We start from the raw sequence: 16,250 nt of genomic DNA on the forward strand, positions 1-16,250 counted from the left end.
GCCGGAGGGCCGCGCCCGGTGAGGGGCAGACATAATGCTAGATCATCGTGCGTCATATTTGGCGCACGATGATCTAGCGTCCCTCATGTCCCTTGAGATAGAAGGCGACCGCCTGGGCGCGATTGCCGACGCCCAATTTATCGTACAGGTTCTTGAGGTGGAACTTGACGGTGTTGAGCGAAATATCCAGTTGGCTGGCCATCTGCTGATTGGTCAGGCCGCTGGCCAGGGCGGCCAGCAATTCCCGCTCGCGCGGGGTCAGCCCGGCAAGCGGGTCGCTGGCCAGACTGGAGACGTCGATGAACGGAAACACCATGCGGCCCGCCGCGACGGCGATGATGGTGTCCTGCAGTTGTTCCGGCGGTTCGCGCTTCGAGCAAAAACCGGCGGCGCCCAACGTCATGGCTTGGCGCGGCACATCGGGATTGGGGCTGCCGGTATAGACAATCAGGCGCGGGGCATCGACGCGTCCACGCAAGGCCTGTAGCACCCCCCGACCGTCAAGGTAGGGCATTTCCCACCCGATGACCCCAACATCAAAAGGGGTCTTTTCGACGGTTTCCAGAAACTTCTCGCCATCGCTGGCGACGGCGGCCACATGAAAGCGATCATCACCGGCGAACAGCTTGACCAGAGAGCTCTGGAGCAGCGGGTTCTTCTCGGCGATGACGATTGCGATCTGTCGGCTTTGCGGATTAGCCATGGACATTGATCCTTAACCCCAGGGACTCCCGACCCTGTACCCCCCCGTAAGCGCGGTATTCTTACCGCTTAGTCCGAATTAAGCAAACAATGATGGCAACTTACCCACACTTTTCCTACACCGGGGCAGGGGGAAAATACCACGCCCGGTCAAGCGGGCGCGGCATCGGCTGGAGTCCGAAGGTCAGGATAACCGGCTGATCCGCCAGTGTTGGTTCTTAGGCCTGCTCCGCCCAGCGGCCAGCGTCGAACTTGCCCGACTTAATGGCTTCCGACTTGGGGGAGTCCTGCTTGGGGACTTCCGGCATGGCGGCTTCCTGCATGGGAGCCACGACGGGCGCCACGGCCGGGACGGACAGGGTGGGAGCCGGATCGGCAAGAGCGGCGCTCGCCATGATGGCCGAGTCTGCCTTGGGCAAGGCCGCCACGGCGGATTCGTCGCGCACGGAGGCCTGTTCCACCGGGGCAAGCTTGCCCGGATTATAGACGAAGCCGACGGTCTTGTAGGTCTTGTCGCCGTATTGGGCGCTGGGTTCGTACCAAACGCGGACCTGGGTCCAGTCGTTGTTGGGCGACACATCCATCACCGGGACGGATTCCTGGACCTTGCCACGGTCGGCGCTGCGCCGAGGTGCCCAGTTGGCGTGATCGACCAGAACGATGCGAGAGCTGGTGGTCTTGCGGACCACGGCCACATGGCCATGAACCATGCTGCCCTGGCGCTTGAACACCAGAACGGCGCCTTCCTTCGGGGCGTTGCCGCGCTTATAGAGCCCGTCGGCGGCCTCCCACCACCTCCAGGCGTCGCCCTTAATATTAAGGCCGGTAATTTCGCGGGCGTAGGCCACGCATTGCAGGGCGGCGTTCGCTTTGAACGGAACCACCAAGGCAATTGCCGCCACAAGCAGCAGACTAACTTTCCGCACCGGTCTCTCCCCTCCGGTTATTGGTTGTGGCGATTGTGTCAATTCGAAAACCCGATGGCAATCGGAAATATGCAAATCCATTCAAATTTCGTCATAATTCATGAGAATCGGCCTCTTACTCTTTCGAACGGCGGAGGGGTTGGCTATGATCCGCCCGCCTGACCCGCCTGCTGGAGGATGAATCATTGAAATGGAACCCGACTTCGGCGGTGGTTCTTGTCTTGGCCATGTGCCTTCCCGGCATTTCGCTCGCCGCTGAACGCAAGACGTTGCTGATCGCCGGTGGCGAAGTCACCGGTTATTACTTCCCCGTGGCCGGGGCCATTTGCAGGGTGATCAATAAAGACCGCCCGCATGGCTTTGGCTGCGCCGTTGTGCCCAGTTCCGGTTCGGCGGCCAATCTCGACCTGCTGCGCACGGGCGAGGTGGATTTGGCCCTGGTCCAGTCGCGGGCGGCGCAATTGGCGGCGGCCGGGGAAGAGGGATTCAAGGGGGCTGGCCCCATGCCCGATCTGCGCGCCCTGATGGCATTGCATGGCGAGGTCTCGGTGGTGCTCACGCGGCCCGGCGCGGGAATCGAACAGTTGGGCGACCTGAAAGGCAAGCGGGTCAATCTAGGTCGGCCGGGGTCGTTCCAGCGCGCCATGGCGGAGACGGTGATCGACGCTTCCGGCCTGTCGCAGGGCGATCTTTCGGTCCTGGTGGAACTTGATCTGGCGGAACAGGGCGCCGAACTCTGCCAGGGCAATATCGATGCCGCCGTCTTTACCGGCGTCCACCCCATGGTCGAAGTGCAGACCGCGGTGGAAGAGTGCGGCGCCACCCTGGTGTCCATCCGCTCCAAATCCATGGATACGTTTCTGCGCAAGGTTCCCTCGGTTTCGCGGTTCGTCGTCAAGGGCGGTACCTATGACGGCCAGAAGGAAGACGTGGCGGCCATCGGTCTTAAGACCTTGCTGGTGACCAAGAGTCTGTCCAACGACGATGCCGCCGATGTGGTCAAGGCGGTGTGGAGCAATTTCGGCGCTTTCACCCGGCTTCATCCGGCGTTGCGGGGACTGAGCAAGGCGGATGCGACACGCGACGGAATTCCGATCCGCATGCACGAGGGAGCCCAGAGAATTCACGGCGAGGCTGGACATTGAGTTGGGAGGCTGGACGGAAAATGCTGGCCCTCTGGCGGGCCATGGCCGACAGCGGCGCCAGCCCGGTCTCGCTGCTGCTCGGCGGCGTCTCACAGCCTAGTCCGCACCGCCACTTTCCCGTCGGCGATGTCTATGACTTCACCAGTCACGCCCAATTCTACTATCACGTCCATCGAGACGGTGAATGCGGCCATATTCATCTGTTCCAGCGTTCACGGGGAATGCCTCCGGGTGTCGTGCCGCTTTTGCCCTCCCGCGAGGTCAACGCGCCTTGTCATCTGATGGCCGTCGGATTGGGGCCAAGCGGCGACGCCACCGAATTGTTCACCACCAACCGCTGGGTGACCGGCGAGGCCTGGTATGACGCTCATGCGGTCAAGGCCATGCTGCCGCTGTTCAAGGTGGCGGCCAGAGGGGACTGCCAGCCGGTGGCGGCGTGGCTGGAGGCCTTGGTCTCGTTTTACGCCCCGTCCATCGCGCGATTGGCCGAGGAGCGTGACGCCACCGTCGCGGCGTGGCGGCAATCCCATCCGGGTATCGACCCGCTGGACGACAGTCGATTGGAGATTACCTCGCGCCTGTCCATCGACCCGAGGGGCGACGTGCTCAAGGGCGAGGTCGAGGCCTGAAAAACAACGCCGCCGCCTTCGGGGGAAGGCGGCGGCGCGAAATCGGAACGGCTGGGGAAGACTACTTCACCACCTTCAGATAGGCGACCACGGCGGCCAGATCCTCGGGCTTCTTAATGCCAGCGAAGACCATCTTGTTGCCGGGGACGGTGCCCTTGGGGTCGGTCAGATACTTGGTCAGGTTGGCTTCGTCCCAGGTCGGGCCGGCCTTCATGGCGTCGGAATACTTGAAGCCGTCGACGGTGCCGGACTTGCGGCCGAACACACCGGCCAGATTGGGGCCGACGCCGTTCTTGCCGATGACATGGCAGGCCTTGCACTGATTGAAGCCGGCGGGGGCCTCCTGGGCGGAAGCGGCGAAGGGGGCGGCGAGAAGGGCGGCTCCGAGGGCCAGGCCCAGATACTTGGTGGTGAGCATCGGGAATCTCCAGTTGCGCGGGATGGAAAGTTGGCGCGGTGTGTCTCTTATCCCCTAGGATTGTGTCGATTTCAAGGGGGTCTCGCAGCAAGAGTCGAAAGTTCCCGGCTTTACCGGGCAAGGTGGCCTTGGCCGTTGACCTTGGTCATGAATTGGCCGGACACTCAGTTCGACCGCCGTTGCAAAGCGGTCAAATACGCATTAGAATACCGAATTACGGCGAGCGCGGGCTCGCCGCAACAATGATCCGGCCGCATGGCGGTTCGGGCGGGATCTGTGAACCGGCGTCGGCCGGGGGCGCAGGGAGACAACAAGGGGCTTGGACCCCGGGGCTGGGAGGATCGTCATGGATTTCGTCAAGGGTTTGTCGCGCCGTTCCGTGCTTCAGGTCGGCGCAATGGCGGCGGCCGGAGCATCGGGTTTCGTGCCCACTCGCTTTGCCATCGGCAATACCGCCAAGGTCAAGGTCGGCTTCCTGCTTCCCTATACGGGAACCTATGCGGGCCTGGGCGAAGCCATCACCAACGGGTTCAAGATGGCCATCGAGGAGCGCGGCGGAAAGCTGGGCGGCCGTGAAATCCAATACGTGGCGGTGGATTCCGAGGCCAATCCCGCCAAGGGGCCGGAGAACACCAATAAGCTGGTGAGCGGCGAGAACGTGGACTTCATCGTGGGTCCGGTCCATTCGGGCGTGGCGCTGGGCATGGTCAAGGTGGTGCGGGAATCGGGCACCATCACCATCATCGCCAATGCCGGTGCGGGCGCCGCCACCGGGCCGCTCTGCGCGCCCAATATCTTCCGGACCTCCTTCACCAACTGGCAGACCGCCTATCCCATGGGCAAGGTTGCGGTGGATCGCGGCTTGAAGAACGTGGTGACCATGTCGTGGAAATATGCCGCGGGCGAAGAAGCGCTGTCGGGGTTCGAGGCTGGTTTCACCAAGGCGGGCGGCAAGGTCACCAAGCAGATCCTGGTGCCGTTCCCCTCCGACGAGTTCCAGGCCAATCTGACTGAGATCGCCTCGCTGAAGCCCGACGGCGTCTTCGTCTTCTTTGCCGGGGCGGGCGCCTTGAAGTTCGTCAAGGACTATGCCGCCGCCGGTTTGAAGTCGATACCGCTGATGGGGCCGGGCTTCCTGACCGACGGCGTCCTGAAGGCCCAGGGCGAGGCCGCCGAGGGGGTTCTGACCACCCTGCATTACGCCGACGCGCTCGACACCTCCGAAAACAAGGTATTCCGCGCCGCCTATGCCAAGGCTTTCGCCAAGGAAGCCGATGTCTATGCGGTACAGGGTTATGACGCCGCCCAGTTGATGGTCCAGGGCATGGCCGCCGTCAAGGGCGACGCAGGCGCCAAACCTGCGCTGATCGAGGCCATGGAAAAGGCGGTGATCAAGAGCCCGCGCGGCGCCTTCACCCTGTCCAAGGCCCACAATCCCGTGCAGGACATCTATCTGCGCCAGGTCAAGAATGGCAAGGAGATCGTCATCGGTGTCGCGGACAAGGCCCTGGCCGACCCCGCCACCGGCTGCAAGATGGCCTGATGCGGCCAAGACGGCCGCGCTCCAGGCAATGGTGCGTGTTTGGAGCGCGGGCGTCTCGCCCGTCCGGGAGATAGCATGGACGTTTGGTTCTTCCTTATCCAACTGCTGAACGGGGTTCAGTACGGGCTGCTGCTTTTCCTGGTCGCCAGCGGGCTGACCTTGATCTTCGGCATCATGGGGATCATCAATCTCGCCCATGGCGCCTTCTATATGCTGGGGGCCTATCTGGCGTGGTGGCTGGCGGGACTGACCGGCAGCCTGGTCGCGGCGGTGGTCCTGTCGCTGCCGCTGGCGGCGCTGGTGGGCTATGTCATCGAGGCGCTGCTGGTCCGCACCCTATATAAGCGCGACCATCTGGATCAGGTTCTGCTGACCTATGGCCTGATCCTGATCTTCAATGAAGCCCAGCGCATCCTGTGGGGCAACGATGTCCACGGAATCGCCATGCCGACAGCGGTCAACTGGTCAGTCCGGCTGACCGAGACCCTGTCCTATCCCGTCTATCGGGTCATCCTGTCTGGAATCTGCGCCGCCCTGGCGGTGGTCATGTATGTGGTGATCGCCAAGACCCGGTTCGGCATGTGGGTCCGTGCCGGAGCCTCCAACCGCGACATGGTGGCGGCACTCGGCATCAATGTGAAGCTGCTGTTCGGCGTGGTCTTCGCGGTCGGTGCCGCCCTGGCCGGTCTGGCCGGTGCCATCTCCACCCCCATCAGCTCGGTGGCGCCCGGCATGGGCGACACCGTCCTGATCCTGTGTTTCGTTGTCGTGGTGATCGGCGGCGTCGGCTCCGTCAAGGGCGCCTTCCTCGGCGCCATGCTGATCGGCCTGGCCGACACCTTCGGCAAGGTCTTCGTGCCCGATTTCGCCAGCTTCACCGTCTACGGCGTCATGGCGGCGGTGCTGCTGTGGAAGCCCAGGGGGCTCTTCGCATGATCCGACGAGCGACCAAGCGAGGAGTTGCGGGCAAGGCCCGGCGCGGCTCGTGCCGCGAAAGCCAAGCGCCCTCAGCATCGCTTTCAGCGATGCGAGACCTATGGGGCGGACGCACGCGCCCGGCGATTGAGGGGCAAGAAATATGACCCTTCACCTTCCGAAGCGGCTTGCCATTGTCCTGGTGGTGCTGCTGGCGGCGCTGGCGCTGTTCCCCCTGTGGGGCAAGCTGGTGTTCGCCGCCAAGTTCGCCTTCCTGATGCAGAAGCTGACCGGCATCATGATCCTGGCCATCCTGGCCATGAGCCTGGACCTGCTGGTGGGCGTCGCCGGGCTGGTCAGCCTGGGCCATGCCGCCTTCTTCGGCCTGGGCGGCTATGTGCTGGCCATGATGAGCCCGCAATACGAGGCCGCCAATCTGTGGGTGGTGCTGCCCGCCGCCCTGGCCGTCTGCGCCTTGGCCTCGCTGGTGGTCGGGTACCTTTCCATCCGCACCAGCGGTATCTACTTCATCATGGTGACCCTGGCCTTCGGTCAGATGGGCTACTACTTCTTCAACGATTCCAAGGCGGCGGGCGGCTCGGACGGCGCCTATATCTACGTCAAGCCGACGGTGGAGGCCTTTGGCATCACCGTGCTGGATCTGGAGCAGAAGCTGACCTTCTTCTATGTGGCGCTGGGCGTCCTGGTGGGGGTCTACGCCTTGCTGCGCATGCTGTTGGCCTCGCCGTTCGGCCGGGTGCTCGGCGCCATCGGCGTCAACGAATACCGGGTCCAGGGACTGGGGTTCAACCCCATGGTCTACAAGCTGGTGGCCTTTACCATCGCCGGAACCCTGGCGGGCCTGGGCGGCTTTCTGGCCGCCACCCAATACGGCTTCGTCAGCCCCGCCATGCTGGGCTGGCACCAGTCCGGCCATGTGCTGGTGATGGTGATCCTGGGCGGCATGGGAACCCTGTTCGGTCCGGTTCTGGGGGCCTTCATCCTTGAGCTGGCCCATTTCGCCTTCGAATCCATGACCGATCACTGGCTGCTGCCCATGGGCGCCATGGTCATCGCCATCGTGCTGCTGCTGCCCAAGGGGGTCGCGGGGCTGTTGCTGCAATGGAGCAAGGGCAAGGGGGCTGGGGAATGAGCCAGTCCGACTTCATCCTGGAGACCAAGGAACTGACCAAGGTGTTCGGCGGCCTTGTCGCCAACAGCGCGGTGTCCATCGGCTTCAAGGAGCGGGAAGCCCACGCCATCATCGGCCCCAATGGGGCGGGCAAGAGCACCTTCGTCAACCTGCTGACCGGCCATCTGCCGCCGTCGGGGGGGCAGATCCTGTTCAAGGGCGCCAATATCGCCGGTCTGGCCGCCCATAAGGTGACCCGGCTGGGCATCGGCCGGTCCTATCAGAAGACCAATATCTTCCCGTCGTTTTCCTGCTTCGAGAATTGCCGGTTGGCGGCGCAGTCGCGGCTGGCCAGTTCCATGAAGTTCTTCCGATCCGCCTCCTCCTACAAGGCGGTGTCCGAGCAGGCGGAGCATGCTCTGGAGGCGGCCGGACTGACGGGACGTTCCGGCCGCGTCGCGGGCACCATGTCCTATGGCGAGCAGCGGCAGCTGGAGATCGCCATGGTGCTCGCCACCGCGCCGCAAGTGCTGGTGCTGGACGAGCCGCTGGCGGGCATGGGCAAGGAGGAATCCGAACATATGGTCGGCCTGCTGCGCGATCTGGCCAGGCGCTACACCCTGATCCTGGTGGAACACGACATGGACGCCGTCTTCGCCATCGCCCAGACCCTGTCGGTCATGGTCAACGGTACCTTGCTGGAAAGCGGGCCGCTGGACCAGATCCGCTCCAGCAAGGCGGTCCAGGACGCCTATCTGGGCGATGGGGCGGAGGCCTACTGACATGCTTCACGCCACCGCCCTCCATACCTATTACGGCGCCAGCCACGTTCTCCACGGCATCGACTTCCGGGTCGCCAAGGGCGAGACGGTGGCCCTGATGGGGCGCAACGGCATGGGCAAGTCCACCCTGCTGAAAAGCATGCTGGGCATCGTCGCGCCGCGTTCGGGCAAGGTCGCCATCCTGGGGCGCGACGTCACCGGCATGGAGACCTCGGCCGTCATCCGCCAAGGCATCGCCTATGTCCCCGAGGGACGCGGCATGTTCCACAACCTGACGGTCCGCGAGCATCTTCTGATGGCGGCGCGTGCCGGGACCGACGGGCGGCGCGACTGGACCTATGAGCGGGTGTTGGAGACTTTCCCCCGTCTGGCCGAGCGTCTGGATAATCTGGGCACCCATCTGTCGGGGGGCGAGCAGCAGATGCTGTCCATCGGCCGGGCGCTCATGACCAATCCGCAACTGCTGATCCTGGACGAGGCCACCGAGGGACTCGCCCCGCTGATCCGGCGCGACATCTGGCACGTCATCCGCGCCATCAAGCAAACCGGCATCGCTTCCATCATCGTCGACAAGAATGTGGGCGTGCTGCTGGATCTGGCCGACCGACACGTCATCCTGGTCAAGGGTGAGGTGGTCTATGACGGTGGGCCTGAAACATTGAAAAGCGATTCGAGCATACTCGAACGACATATCGGCTTGTGACCGACAAGGCAGAAGCGACACGAAGACAGGAAGGAGATACCCCTATGACGTCCCCCATGGCCTCGTCCGAGCACGCGCTTGATATTCCGCGCGATTACAATGCCGCCACATGGTTCATCGACCGCCACCTGAAGCAGGGGCGCGGCGACAAGGTCGCCTATATCGACGCCGACGGCAGCCACACCTACGCCCAATTGGCCGACAAGGTGAACCGCGCCGGCAACATGCTGAAAGGGCTCGGCCTCCACATGGAGGACCGCATCGCCATGATCACCCTGGACACCGTGGATTTCCCGGCGGTGTTCTGGGGCGCCATCAAGGCCGGTATCGTGCCGATCCCGCTCAACACCCTGCTGACCACCGGCGATTACGGCTACATGCTGTCGGATTCCAGGGCCCGCGTCCTGGTCATCAGCGAGGAGCTGTTCGACAAGGTGGAGCCCATCCTGCCCGACCTGCCGCTGCTGGAAAAAGTGGTGATCTCGGGCAAGAACGGCTTCGGCCATCCGCTGCTGTCCGATCTGCTGGCCCAGGCCGAGACCAAGCTGAAGACCGCCGAGACCACCCGCGACGACGTTGCCTTCTGGCTGTATTCCTCGGGCTCCACCGGGGCGCCCAAGGGCGCCGTCCATCTCCAGCGCGACCTGCCCGCCACGGCGGTGCATTACGGCCAGCAGGTGCTGGGCATCCAGGAGGACGACGTCACCTTCTCGGCCGCCAAGCTGTTCTTCGCCTATGGCCTGGGTAACGGCATGACCTTCTCGCTGCATGTGGGGGCCACCACCGTGCTGCTGAAGGATCGCCCCACCCCCGAATCGGTGATGAAGATCTTGAAGGATCACCAGCCCACCATCTTCTACGGCGTGCCGACGCTCTACGGCACCATCCTGGCCGATCCCCAGTACAAGCGCGAGACCGCCTCGACCCGGCTGCGGGCCTGCGTCTCGGCGGGCGAGGCCCTGCCCGAGGACGTGGGCAAGCGCTGGGAAGAGCGGTTCGGCGCCGCCATCCTGGACGGCCTCGGCTCCACCGAGATGCTGCACATCTTCCTGTCCAACCGCCATGGCGAGGTCCGCTACGGCACCTCGGGCAAGCCGGTGCCGGGCTATGAGATGAAGATCGTCGCCGACGACGGCCACGAAGTGCCCCAGGGCGAGATGGGCGAGTTGATCGTGCGCGGCCCCTCCTCGGCGGTGGCCTATTGGAACCAGCGCGAGAAGTCGCTGAAGACCTTCCGGGGCGAATGGACCTTCACCGGCGACAAGTATTACATCGATGAGGACGGCTATTACCGCTATGCCGGGCGCGGCGACGACATGCTGAAGGTGGGCGGCATCTGGGTTTCGCCCTTCGAGGTGGAAGCCGCCCTGATCTCCCACGAAAAGGTGCTGGAAGCCGCCGTGGTCGGCGAGGCCGACGGCGAAGGCCTGATCAAGCCCAAGGCCTTCGTGGTCCTGGCCCCCGGCGAAAACGGCAGCGAGGTGCTGGCCGAGGAACTCCAGGCCTATGTGAAGTCCAAACTGGCGCCCTACAAATATCCGCGCTGGGTGGAATTCGTCGACGCCCTGCCCAAGACCGCCACCGGCAAGATCCAGCGCTTCAAGCTGCGCGGCGGCATGCGGATGTAGGGGATTCATTCCCTCGACAACCGACCCCGGCTGACGGACACTGTGCGTCCAATCAACCGGGGTCGGGGGTATCCATGAAGAAGCTGCTTATCATCGGTGGCGTCGTTCTGTCCGTGATCGTCGGAGCGGCGGTTTTCCTGTTCTCGTCGCTGGACACCATCGTCAAGAAGATCATCGAGGATGTGGGCACCCAGGTGGCGGGCGTGAAGGTCTCGGTGGGCGGCGTCAAGATTTCGCTGACCGACGGCAAGGCCTCCATCACCGGTCTTTCCGTGGCCAATCCGCCGGGATTTTCCAGCGATCCCGCCTTCAGGCTTGGCGAGATCAGCGTGACCCTGGACACCGGCTCGCTCAGCAAGAATCCTATCGTGGTCAAGGACGTGCTGGTGGCCTCGCCCGCCGTCTCCTATGAAATGGCCTCGGGCGGCAGCAATCTCGACCAGATCCAGAAGAACGTGCAGGCCTTCACCGCCAAGCAGGGCGGCGCCAAGGCCGAACCGGCCAAGGCTTCGGACAAGAGCGAGGAGAAGAAGGTCGTCATCGACCGTCTCGCCATGACCGGCGGTCAGGTCAAGCTGGCGGCGGGCGGCATTCCCGGCGCCAACACAACCGCCAAGCTGCCCGACATCGTCCTGACCGGAATCGGCAAGGAGTCCGGTGGCGCCAGCGCTTCTCAAGTGGCGCAGAAGGTGATGGATTCCCTGGTCAACGGTGCCCTCAAGGCGGCCACCAGCTTCGGCAATCTGCTGGGCGGCGCCGCCGATAAGGTGAAGTCCATGGTGCCCGGCGATGCCGCCGGTGCCGTCAAGGGGTTGTTCGGGAAGTAAACAATCCGTCGATGCCCTCGGCCAGGGAAACCGGGCCGGGGGCGATTCCCGCCTCGGCCAGGGCTTCGGCGAGGCCCGACTGGGCATGGCCCCAGACGCCGTGTTGGGCCGCCAAGACCGGCGCCCGTAGCTTTTCCCCCAGATAGGAGCGGCGACACAGATCGGCATCGGCCGAGTTGTAGCCGCGACAGGGCAGCGGCCGAGCGGCATGGACGCCGCACAACCCGTCGTCTTCCAGCAAGGGGCAGCGGATTTGCGCCGCCCACCACTGGGCCTGATCCATGCCGCGCCCCTTGGCCATGGCGGCCTCGGCGCGTTGCCGGATCTCGGCCTGGCGCGTCGGGTGCATGGCGGCGATGGTCTCGGCCAGCAGCGCCAGTTCCGCCGCCGTGACGCCGACGATCTGGTGGCAGCACCACGAACAGCCGGCGCGGCAGGCCATGCGCGCCAGCACGGCATCCAGCTTCAAGGTCTTGCGGATGGTGGCGAAGAAGTGGTCGGCGGCGGCGATGGCGGCCCGGGCCGCCTGGGCCTGGCCCTCGCCATGGGATAGGGCGGCGGCGGCGGCCGTCTGGGCCGCCCGCTTGACATCGGAATAGCCGGGAGGCGCGCCCACCTCAGTCGATGGGGCTGGGCGGCGGAGCCGGGTCCACCGGTTCAGTGGGGATCAGCCGCAGGCGGCGGCCGTCGGTGCAAAAGCCGAGGCCGAGACGGCCGTGCTTCAGCTTCAAGGCATCCTCGCCGAACAGCTCGCGGCGCCAGCCGTGCAGGGCGGCCACATTGGCGTTGTCGTCGGCGGCGATGGCGTCGATATCGGCGGAATTGGCCACCAGCTTGCTGGCGACGCCATGCTCGTCGCATTTCATCTTCAGCAGCACCTTGAGCAGGTCCACCACCGGCCCCAATCCCTTGGGCACCTCGACCCGTTCCGGCGGCGTCGGGCATTGGGAGTCGGGGATCTCCATGCCGCGCTTGACCGCATCCAGGATGCCCAGGCCCATCTTGCCCTCGACCAGACCCTTGCCGATGCCCCTTGTCCGGCCCAGCTCGTTGACGTCGGTGGGGTGATGGGCGGCGATCTCGGTCAGGGTCTCGTCGCGCAGCACCCGCTGGCGCGGCAGGTCGCGGTCCTGGGCCTCGCGCTCGCGCCAGGCCGCCAGTTCCTTCAGCACGGCGAGAAAGCGGGGCGAGTTGGAGCGGGGCTTGAGCCGCTTCCAGGCGTGTTCCGGGTCGACGCGGTAGGTGCCGGGCTCGGTCAACAGACCCATTTCCTCGGACAGCCATTCCAGCCGCCCGTTCTTTTCCAGCTTGCGCACCAGCTTGTCATAGGCCACCCGCAGATGGGTGACGTCGGCCAGCGCGTATTGAATCTGCTTTTCCGACAGCGGCCGCATGGCCCAATCGGTGAAGCGCATGGTCTTGTCGATGCGCGCCTTGGCCAGTTGCGCCGCCAGGGTCTCGTAGCCCACCGCGTCGCCGAAGCCGCAGACCATGGCGGCCACTTGCGTGTCGAACAGGGGCGTCGGGATGGCGTCGGACAGATGCAGGAAGATCTCGATGTCCTGGCGCGCCGCGTGGAACACCTTCAGCACATTGGTGTCGGCCATCAGCTCGAACAGCGGGGTCAGGTCCATGCCGGGCGCCAGCGGGTCGATGGCGCGGGCCTCGTCCGGGCCTCCCACCTGCACCAGGCAGAGAATCGGCCAATAGGTCTTCTCCCGCATGAACTCGGTATCGACGGTGACGTAGCTGGCGGATTTCAGGCGCTGACAGAAGGCGGCGAGCGACTGGGTGTCGGAGATCATCGGCATGCCAAAGTGATACACCCTGGCATGGAGCCCGGCAAGGGCAAGACGGGCGCGGAATTGATGATTCCGCGCCCCGACGCTTAATGACAGGACGTTCAGTGAAACGACCGCGGAAGGTTGGGGACTTCGGCGCGGATGCGGCGGGTCAAGGTTTCGCTGATCTGGCGGCTGGCCCGGACGGCTTCGCGCTCGCGCGTGAAGGACTTTGCCATGGCGTCGGCGACCTTGGGCAGCACGGCCAGCCAGCGCTCGTCGGGGGCGTTGATGTTTTGCCCAAGGCCGCCGCAGATCTCCATCATGGTGGTGGCCAGATGGGCGACGTGGTCGAAGCCGGTTCCCGCCACTCGCAATCTCAGCTCCGACGTATTGTTGAGCAGTTGCCCCAGCAGGACGGCGGCGTCGGCGGCCGGGGGGCGCCGTTCGAACGCGGTGCGGATGCGTTCGACCAGCCAGCCGAGGTGCAGGGTCTGGCGTTCGATGCGATGCTCGTTGACCACGTCCCAGGCGGCGCGGACCTTGACCCGCAACTGATCGCGGCTGGAGGTGGCGGTCACGATCTCGCGCAGGGGATTGGGGACCAGGACGCGGGGCGCGGCATCGACGCCGGGGCGCATGGCGTCGTCGCGCCGTTCGGGGCCGACATAGTCGCTGGTGATCACGAAGGGCTTGCGCGATCGGATCATGGTGGCGATCTGGTTGGCCAAGGCTTGCGGCTGGAACGGCTTGACCAGAATGGCGTCGGTGCCGCTGTCGATCAACCGGATCACCGCGTCCGGCTCGGGGCGCGACGTCAGGATGATGGAACAGGCGAAGGTGTTGTCGCCTGCGTCGCGGTTGCGCATCTGGCGCACCGTGTCACATGCTTCGACCAGGCCCTGGTCGGCGTCGCAGATCAGCAGGTCGATCATGTCCGAGCGAAGGTAATGGTCGATCTCGCCGCCATATTCGGCGGAGACGATCTGGCGGCATCCATGATTCATCAAGGTGCCGGTGACGATCTTGTGGCTTTGGGAATCGGGGGCGCGCAGCAGCGCGCGCACGCTTTGGAAGTCGTGGGACATGGCTACCATCCTGGTATGAGTGGACGACCTTCTGGTCGCCGGGCTCCCCGATGGCGCGCACACCGGAAAACTTGAGCCCAGTTTGCCCCGGACTCGTAAAGATTCGGTTATGTCCGCTTGACAAAAATGGGGTCCGGATGCCTTCTTCCGGGTTTCGAGATCAGGTCTCATGAAGGGTCACCATGCACGCCTACAGAACGCACACTTGCGGCCAGTTGACGGCCTCCGATTCCGGCATCCAGGCTCGCCTGTCCGGTTGGGTCCACCGCAAGCGCGATCACGGCAATCTGCTGTTCGTGGATCTGCGTGACCATTACGGCGTCACCCAGTGCGTGCTGGATATTTCCAGCCCGGTCTTCGCCACCTTGGAAAAGGCGCGGCCCGAAAGCGTGATTACCGTCACCGGCAAGGTGGTCAGCCGTTCGGCCGACACCATCAATCCCCGCCTGCCCACCGGCGCCATCGAACTCTACGTGGCCGAGCTGGAAATCCAGTCCATCGCCGACCCGCTGCCCATCCAGGTCTATGGCGAGCAGGAATACCCCGAGGATATGCGGTTGAAGTACCGCTTCCTCGATCTGCGCCGGGAAGACGTGCACGCCAATATGATGCTGCGCTCCAAGGTGATCTCGTATTTGCGCCGCGCCATGCAGGACCAGGGCTTCACCGAGTTCCAGACCCCGATCCTGACCGCCAGCAGCCCCGAGGGGGCCCGCGACTATCTGGTGCCGAGCCGTATCCATCCCGGCAAGTTCTATGCGCTGCCCCAGGCGCCGCAGCAGTTCAAGCAGTTGCTCATGGTCGCCGGATTTGACAAGTATTTCCAGGTGGCGCCCTGCTTCCGCGACGAGGCCGGCCGCGCCGACCGTTCGCCCGGCGAGTTCTACCAGCTTGATTTCGAGATGAGCTACTGCACCCAGGACGACGTCTTTGCCGCCATCGAACCGGTGCTGGAAGGCGTGTTCAAGGAATTCGGCAATGGCCGCAAGGTCACGCCCGCGCCGTTCCCCCGCATTCCTTATGCCGAGTCCATGCTGAAATACGGCTCGGACAAGCCCGACCTGCGCAATCCCATCGTCATCGCCGATGTGACCGAGCCGTTCCGCGGCTCTGGCTTCGGCCTGTTCGCCAAGCTGGTGGACAAGGGCGGCGTGGTTCGCGCCATTCCGGCCCCGGGCGCCGCCGGTCAGCCCCGCTCGTGGTTCGACAAGATGAACGAATGGGCGCGCGAGAACGGTGCTGGCGGCCTCGGCTATATCCAGTTCGCCGCCGACGGTCCCAAAGGCCCCATCGCCAAGAACCTGGAGCCCGAACGTGTCGCCGCCATCAAATCCGCCGCCAATCTGAAGGATGGCGACGCGGTGTTCTTCGCCTGCGACAAGGAAGACGTGGCGGCCAAGTTCGCCGGTCTGGTGCGCACCAAGATCGCCAATGAGATGGACCTGCTGGAAAAGGACGTGTTCAAGTTCTGCTGGACCGTGGATTTCCCCATGTACGAGCGCAACGAGGAGACCGGCCAGATCGAGTTCTCCCACAACCCGTTCTCCATGCCCCAGGGCGGCATGGAGGCGCTGTTGAACCAGGATCCGCTGACCATCAACGCCTATCAGTACGACATCGTCTGCAACGGCGTCGAACTGTCATCGGGCGCCATCCGCAATCATCGCCCCGACATCATGTACAAGGCCTTCGAGATCGCCGGATACTCGGCCGCCCATGTGGAGGAGCATTTCGGCGGCATGCTCAACGCCTTCAAGTTCGGCGCTCCGCCCCATGGCGGCTCGGCTCCCGGCATCGACCGCATCGTCATGCTGCTGGCCGACGAGCCCAATATCCGCGAAGTGATCCTGTTCCCCATGAATCAGCAGGCCCAGGATCTGCTGATGCAGGCCCCGGCCGAGGTGACGCCGGAACGGCTGCGCGAACTGCATATCAAGCTGGATCTGCCCAAGCCGAAGAAAGAGGTCAAGGCGGAGTAGGGAGCCGGGCGGGCGAGACGCCCGCACTCCAAGTACAGCCTTATCCTTGGGA

16 protein-coding genes are annotated in these 16,250 nt (G+C 64.3%); 10 read left to right on the forward strand and 6 right to left on the reverse strand.

The window, feature by feature from the left end:
* Positions 1-73: 73 nt before the first annotated feature.
* Entirely contained in the window at positions 74-703 is a 630-nt protein-coding gene (locus tag CU669_RS12340; RefSeq protein ID WP_112145127.1) for a LuxR C-terminal-related transcriptional regulator, read from the reverse strand.
* A gap of 217 nt (positions 704-920) precedes the next feature.
* Positions 921-1,628: a CHAP domain-containing protein gene (locus CU669_RS12345; RefSeq protein ID WP_239988694.1), complete on the reverse strand. Its 708-nt coding sequence runs from the start codon at positions 1,626-1,628 to the stop codon at positions 921-923.
* Between the two features lie 185 nt (positions 1,629-1,813).
* Here CU669_RS12345 and CU669_RS12350 point away from each other — a divergent pair, with 185 nt between their 5' ends.
* Together CU669_RS12350 and CU669_RS12355 are read left to right on the forward strand one after the other, a co-directional pair.
* Positions 1,814-2,773: a TAXI family TRAP transporter solute-binding subunit gene (locus tag CU669_RS12350; RefSeq protein WP_239988695.1), complete on the forward strand. Its 960-nt coding sequence runs from the start codon at positions 1,814-1,816 to the stop codon at positions 2,771-2,773.
* A complete protein-coding gene (locus tag CU669_RS12355) occupies positions 2,770-3,402 on the forward strand; it encodes a DUF6969 family protein (protein ID WP_407671581.1) in 633 nt (210 codons plus the stop codon). Before CU669_RS12350 ends, CU669_RS12355 begins: the two co-directional genes overlap by 4 nt.
* A 61-nt stretch (positions 3,403-3,463) precedes the next feature.
* On the opposite strand, the gene CU669_RS12360 is transcribed toward CU669_RS12355, so the two are convergent.
* Positions 3,464-3,820: a c-type cytochrome gene (locus tag CU669_RS12360; protein WP_112145133.1), complete on the reverse strand. Its 357-nt coding sequence runs from the start codon at positions 3,818-3,820 to the stop codon at positions 3,464-3,466.
* Positions 3,821-4,166: 346 nt separating this feature from the next.
* On the opposite strand from CU669_RS12360, the gene CU669_RS12365 reads away from it, so the two are divergent.
* The 7 genes from CU669_RS12365 (at position 4,167) to CU669_RS12395 (ending at position 11,350) form a co-directional block, all read left to right on the forward strand.
* Entirely contained in the window at positions 4,167-5,363 is a 1,197-nt protein-coding gene (locus CU669_RS12365; RefSeq protein WP_112145135.1) for an ABC transporter substrate-binding protein, read from the forward strand.
* A gap of 75 nt (positions 5,364-5,438) precedes the next feature.
* Positions 5,439-6,299, forward strand: coding sequence for a branched-chain amino acid ABC transporter permease (locus tag CU669_RS12370; RefSeq protein WP_112145137.1), 861 nt, complete (start codon positions 5,439-5,441; stop codon positions 6,297-6,299).
* A 142-nt stretch (positions 6,300-6,441) separates the two neighbouring features.
* The gene (locus CU669_RS12375) at positions 6,442-7,431 is read left to right on the forward strand and encodes a branched-chain amino acid ABC transporter permease (RefSeq protein WP_112145139.1); all 990 of its coding nucleotides are present in this window, start codon (positions 6,442-6,444) and stop codon (positions 7,429-7,431) included.
* Positions 7,428-8,192 carry an ABC transporter ATP-binding protein gene (locus CU669_RS12380; protein WP_112145141.1) on the forward strand — a complete coding sequence of 255 codons (765 nt, stop codon included), beginning with the start codon at positions 7,428-7,430 and terminating at the stop codon, positions 8,190-8,192. Before CU669_RS12375 ends, CU669_RS12380 begins: the two co-directional genes overlap by 4 nt.
* Position 8,193: 1 nt before the next feature.
* Entirely contained in the window at positions 8,194-8,895 is a 702-nt protein-coding gene (locus tag CU669_RS12385; protein WP_112145143.1) for an ABC transporter ATP-binding protein, read from the forward strand.
* Positions 8,896-8,939: 44 nt separating this feature from the next.
* Positions 8,940-10,523, forward strand: a complete 1,584-nt coding sequence (locus CU669_RS12390) for a benzoate-CoA ligase family protein (protein ID WP_112145145.1) — start codon at positions 8,940-8,942, stop codon at positions 10,521-10,523.
* A 74-nt stretch (positions 10,524-10,597) separates the two neighbouring features.
* Complete coding sequence (locus CU669_RS12395) at positions 10,598-11,350, forward strand: DUF748 domain-containing protein (protein WP_112145146.1); 753 nt, start codon at positions 10,598-10,600, stop codon at positions 11,348-11,350.
* On the opposite strand, the gene CU669_RS12400 is transcribed toward CU669_RS12395, so the two are convergent.
* The 3 genes from CU669_RS12400 to CU669_RS12410 form a co-directional block, all read right to left on the reverse strand.
* Positions 11,328-11,966 carry a YkgJ family cysteine cluster protein gene (locus tag CU669_RS12400; protein WP_112145148.1) on the reverse strand — a complete coding sequence of 213 codons (639 nt, stop codon included), beginning with the start codon at positions 11,964-11,966 and terminating at the stop codon, positions 11,328-11,330. The genes CU669_RS12395 and CU669_RS12400 overlap by 23 nt on opposite strands.
* 1 nt (position 11,967) lies before the next feature.
* Positions 11,968-13,161, reverse strand: a complete 1,194-nt coding sequence (rnd, locus tag CU669_RS12405) for a ribonuclease D (RefSeq protein ID WP_112145150.1) — start codon at positions 13,159-13,161, stop codon at positions 11,968-11,970.
* A gap of 92 nt (positions 13,162-13,253) precedes the next feature.
* Positions 13,254-14,219, reverse strand: coding sequence for a response regulator (locus CU669_RS12410; RefSeq protein ID WP_161539661.1), 966 nt, complete (start codon positions 14,217-14,219; stop codon positions 13,254-13,256).
* Between the two features lie 182 nt (positions 14,220-14,401).
* Here CU669_RS12410 and aspS point away from each other — a divergent pair, with 182 nt between their 5' ends.
* Complete coding sequence (gene aspS, locus CU669_RS12415) at positions 14,402-16,198, forward strand: aspartate--tRNA ligase (protein ID WP_112145154.1); 1,797 nt, start codon at positions 14,402-14,404, stop codon at positions 16,196-16,198.
* The last annotated feature ends 52 nt before the right edge of the window (positions 16,199-16,250 follow it).

The sequence above is a fragment of the Paramagnetospirillum kuznetsovii genome, from assembly GCF_003284725.1.
In the GTDB taxonomy this organism is placed as follows: Bacteria; Pseudomonadota; Alphaproteobacteria; order Rhodospirillales; family Magnetospirillaceae; genus Phaeospirillum; species Phaeospirillum kuznetsovii.

Bases quoted from the DNA above. Each gene is read 5' to 3' on its own strand.
- CU669_RS12340 (WP_112145127.1), bottom strand. From the start codon at position 703: ATGGCTAATCCGCAAAGCCGACAGATCGCAATCGTCATCGCCGAGAAG.
- CU669_RS12360 (WP_112145133.1), bottom strand. From the start codon at position 3,820: ATGCTCACCACCAAGTATCTGGGCCTGGCCCTCGGAGCCGCCCTTCTC.
- CU669_RS12365 (WP_112145135.1), top strand. From the start codon at position 4,167: ATGGATTTCGTCAAGGGTTTGTCGCGCCGTTCCGTGCTTCAGGTCGGC.
- CU669_RS12370 (WP_112145137.1), top strand. From the start codon at position 5,439: ATGGACGTTTGGTTCTTCCTTATCCAACTGCTGAACGGGGTTCAGTAC.
- CU669_RS12375 (WP_112145139.1), top strand. From the start codon at position 6,442: ATGACCCTTCACCTTCCGAAGCGGCTTGCCATTGTCCTGGTGGTGCTG.
- CU669_RS12380 (WP_112145141.1), top strand. From the start codon at position 7,428: ATGAGCCAGTCCGACTTCATCCTGGAGACCAAGGAACTGACCAAGGTG.
- CU669_RS12385 (WP_112145143.1), top strand. From the start codon at position 8,194: ATGCTTCACGCCACCGCCCTCCATACCTATTACGGCGCCAGCCACGTT.
- CU669_RS12390 (WP_112145145.1), top strand. From the start codon at position 8,940: ATGACGTCCCCCATGGCCTCGTCCGAGCACGCGCTTGATATTCCGCGC.
- CU669_RS12395 (WP_112145146.1), top strand. From the start codon at position 10,598: ATGAAGAAGCTGCTTATCATCGGTGGCGTCGTTCTGTCCGTGATCGTC.
- rnd (WP_112145150.1), bottom strand. From the start codon at position 13,161: ATGCCGATGATCTCCGACACCCAGTCGCTCGCCGCCTTCTGTCAGCGC.
- CU669_RS12410 (WP_161539661.1), bottom strand. From the start codon at position 14,219: ATGTCCCACGACTTCCAAAGCGTGCGCGCGCTGCTGCGCGCCCCCGAT.
- aspS (WP_112145154.1), top strand. From the start codon at position 14,402: ATGCACGCCTACAGAACGCACACTTGCGGCCAGTTGACGGCCTCCGAT.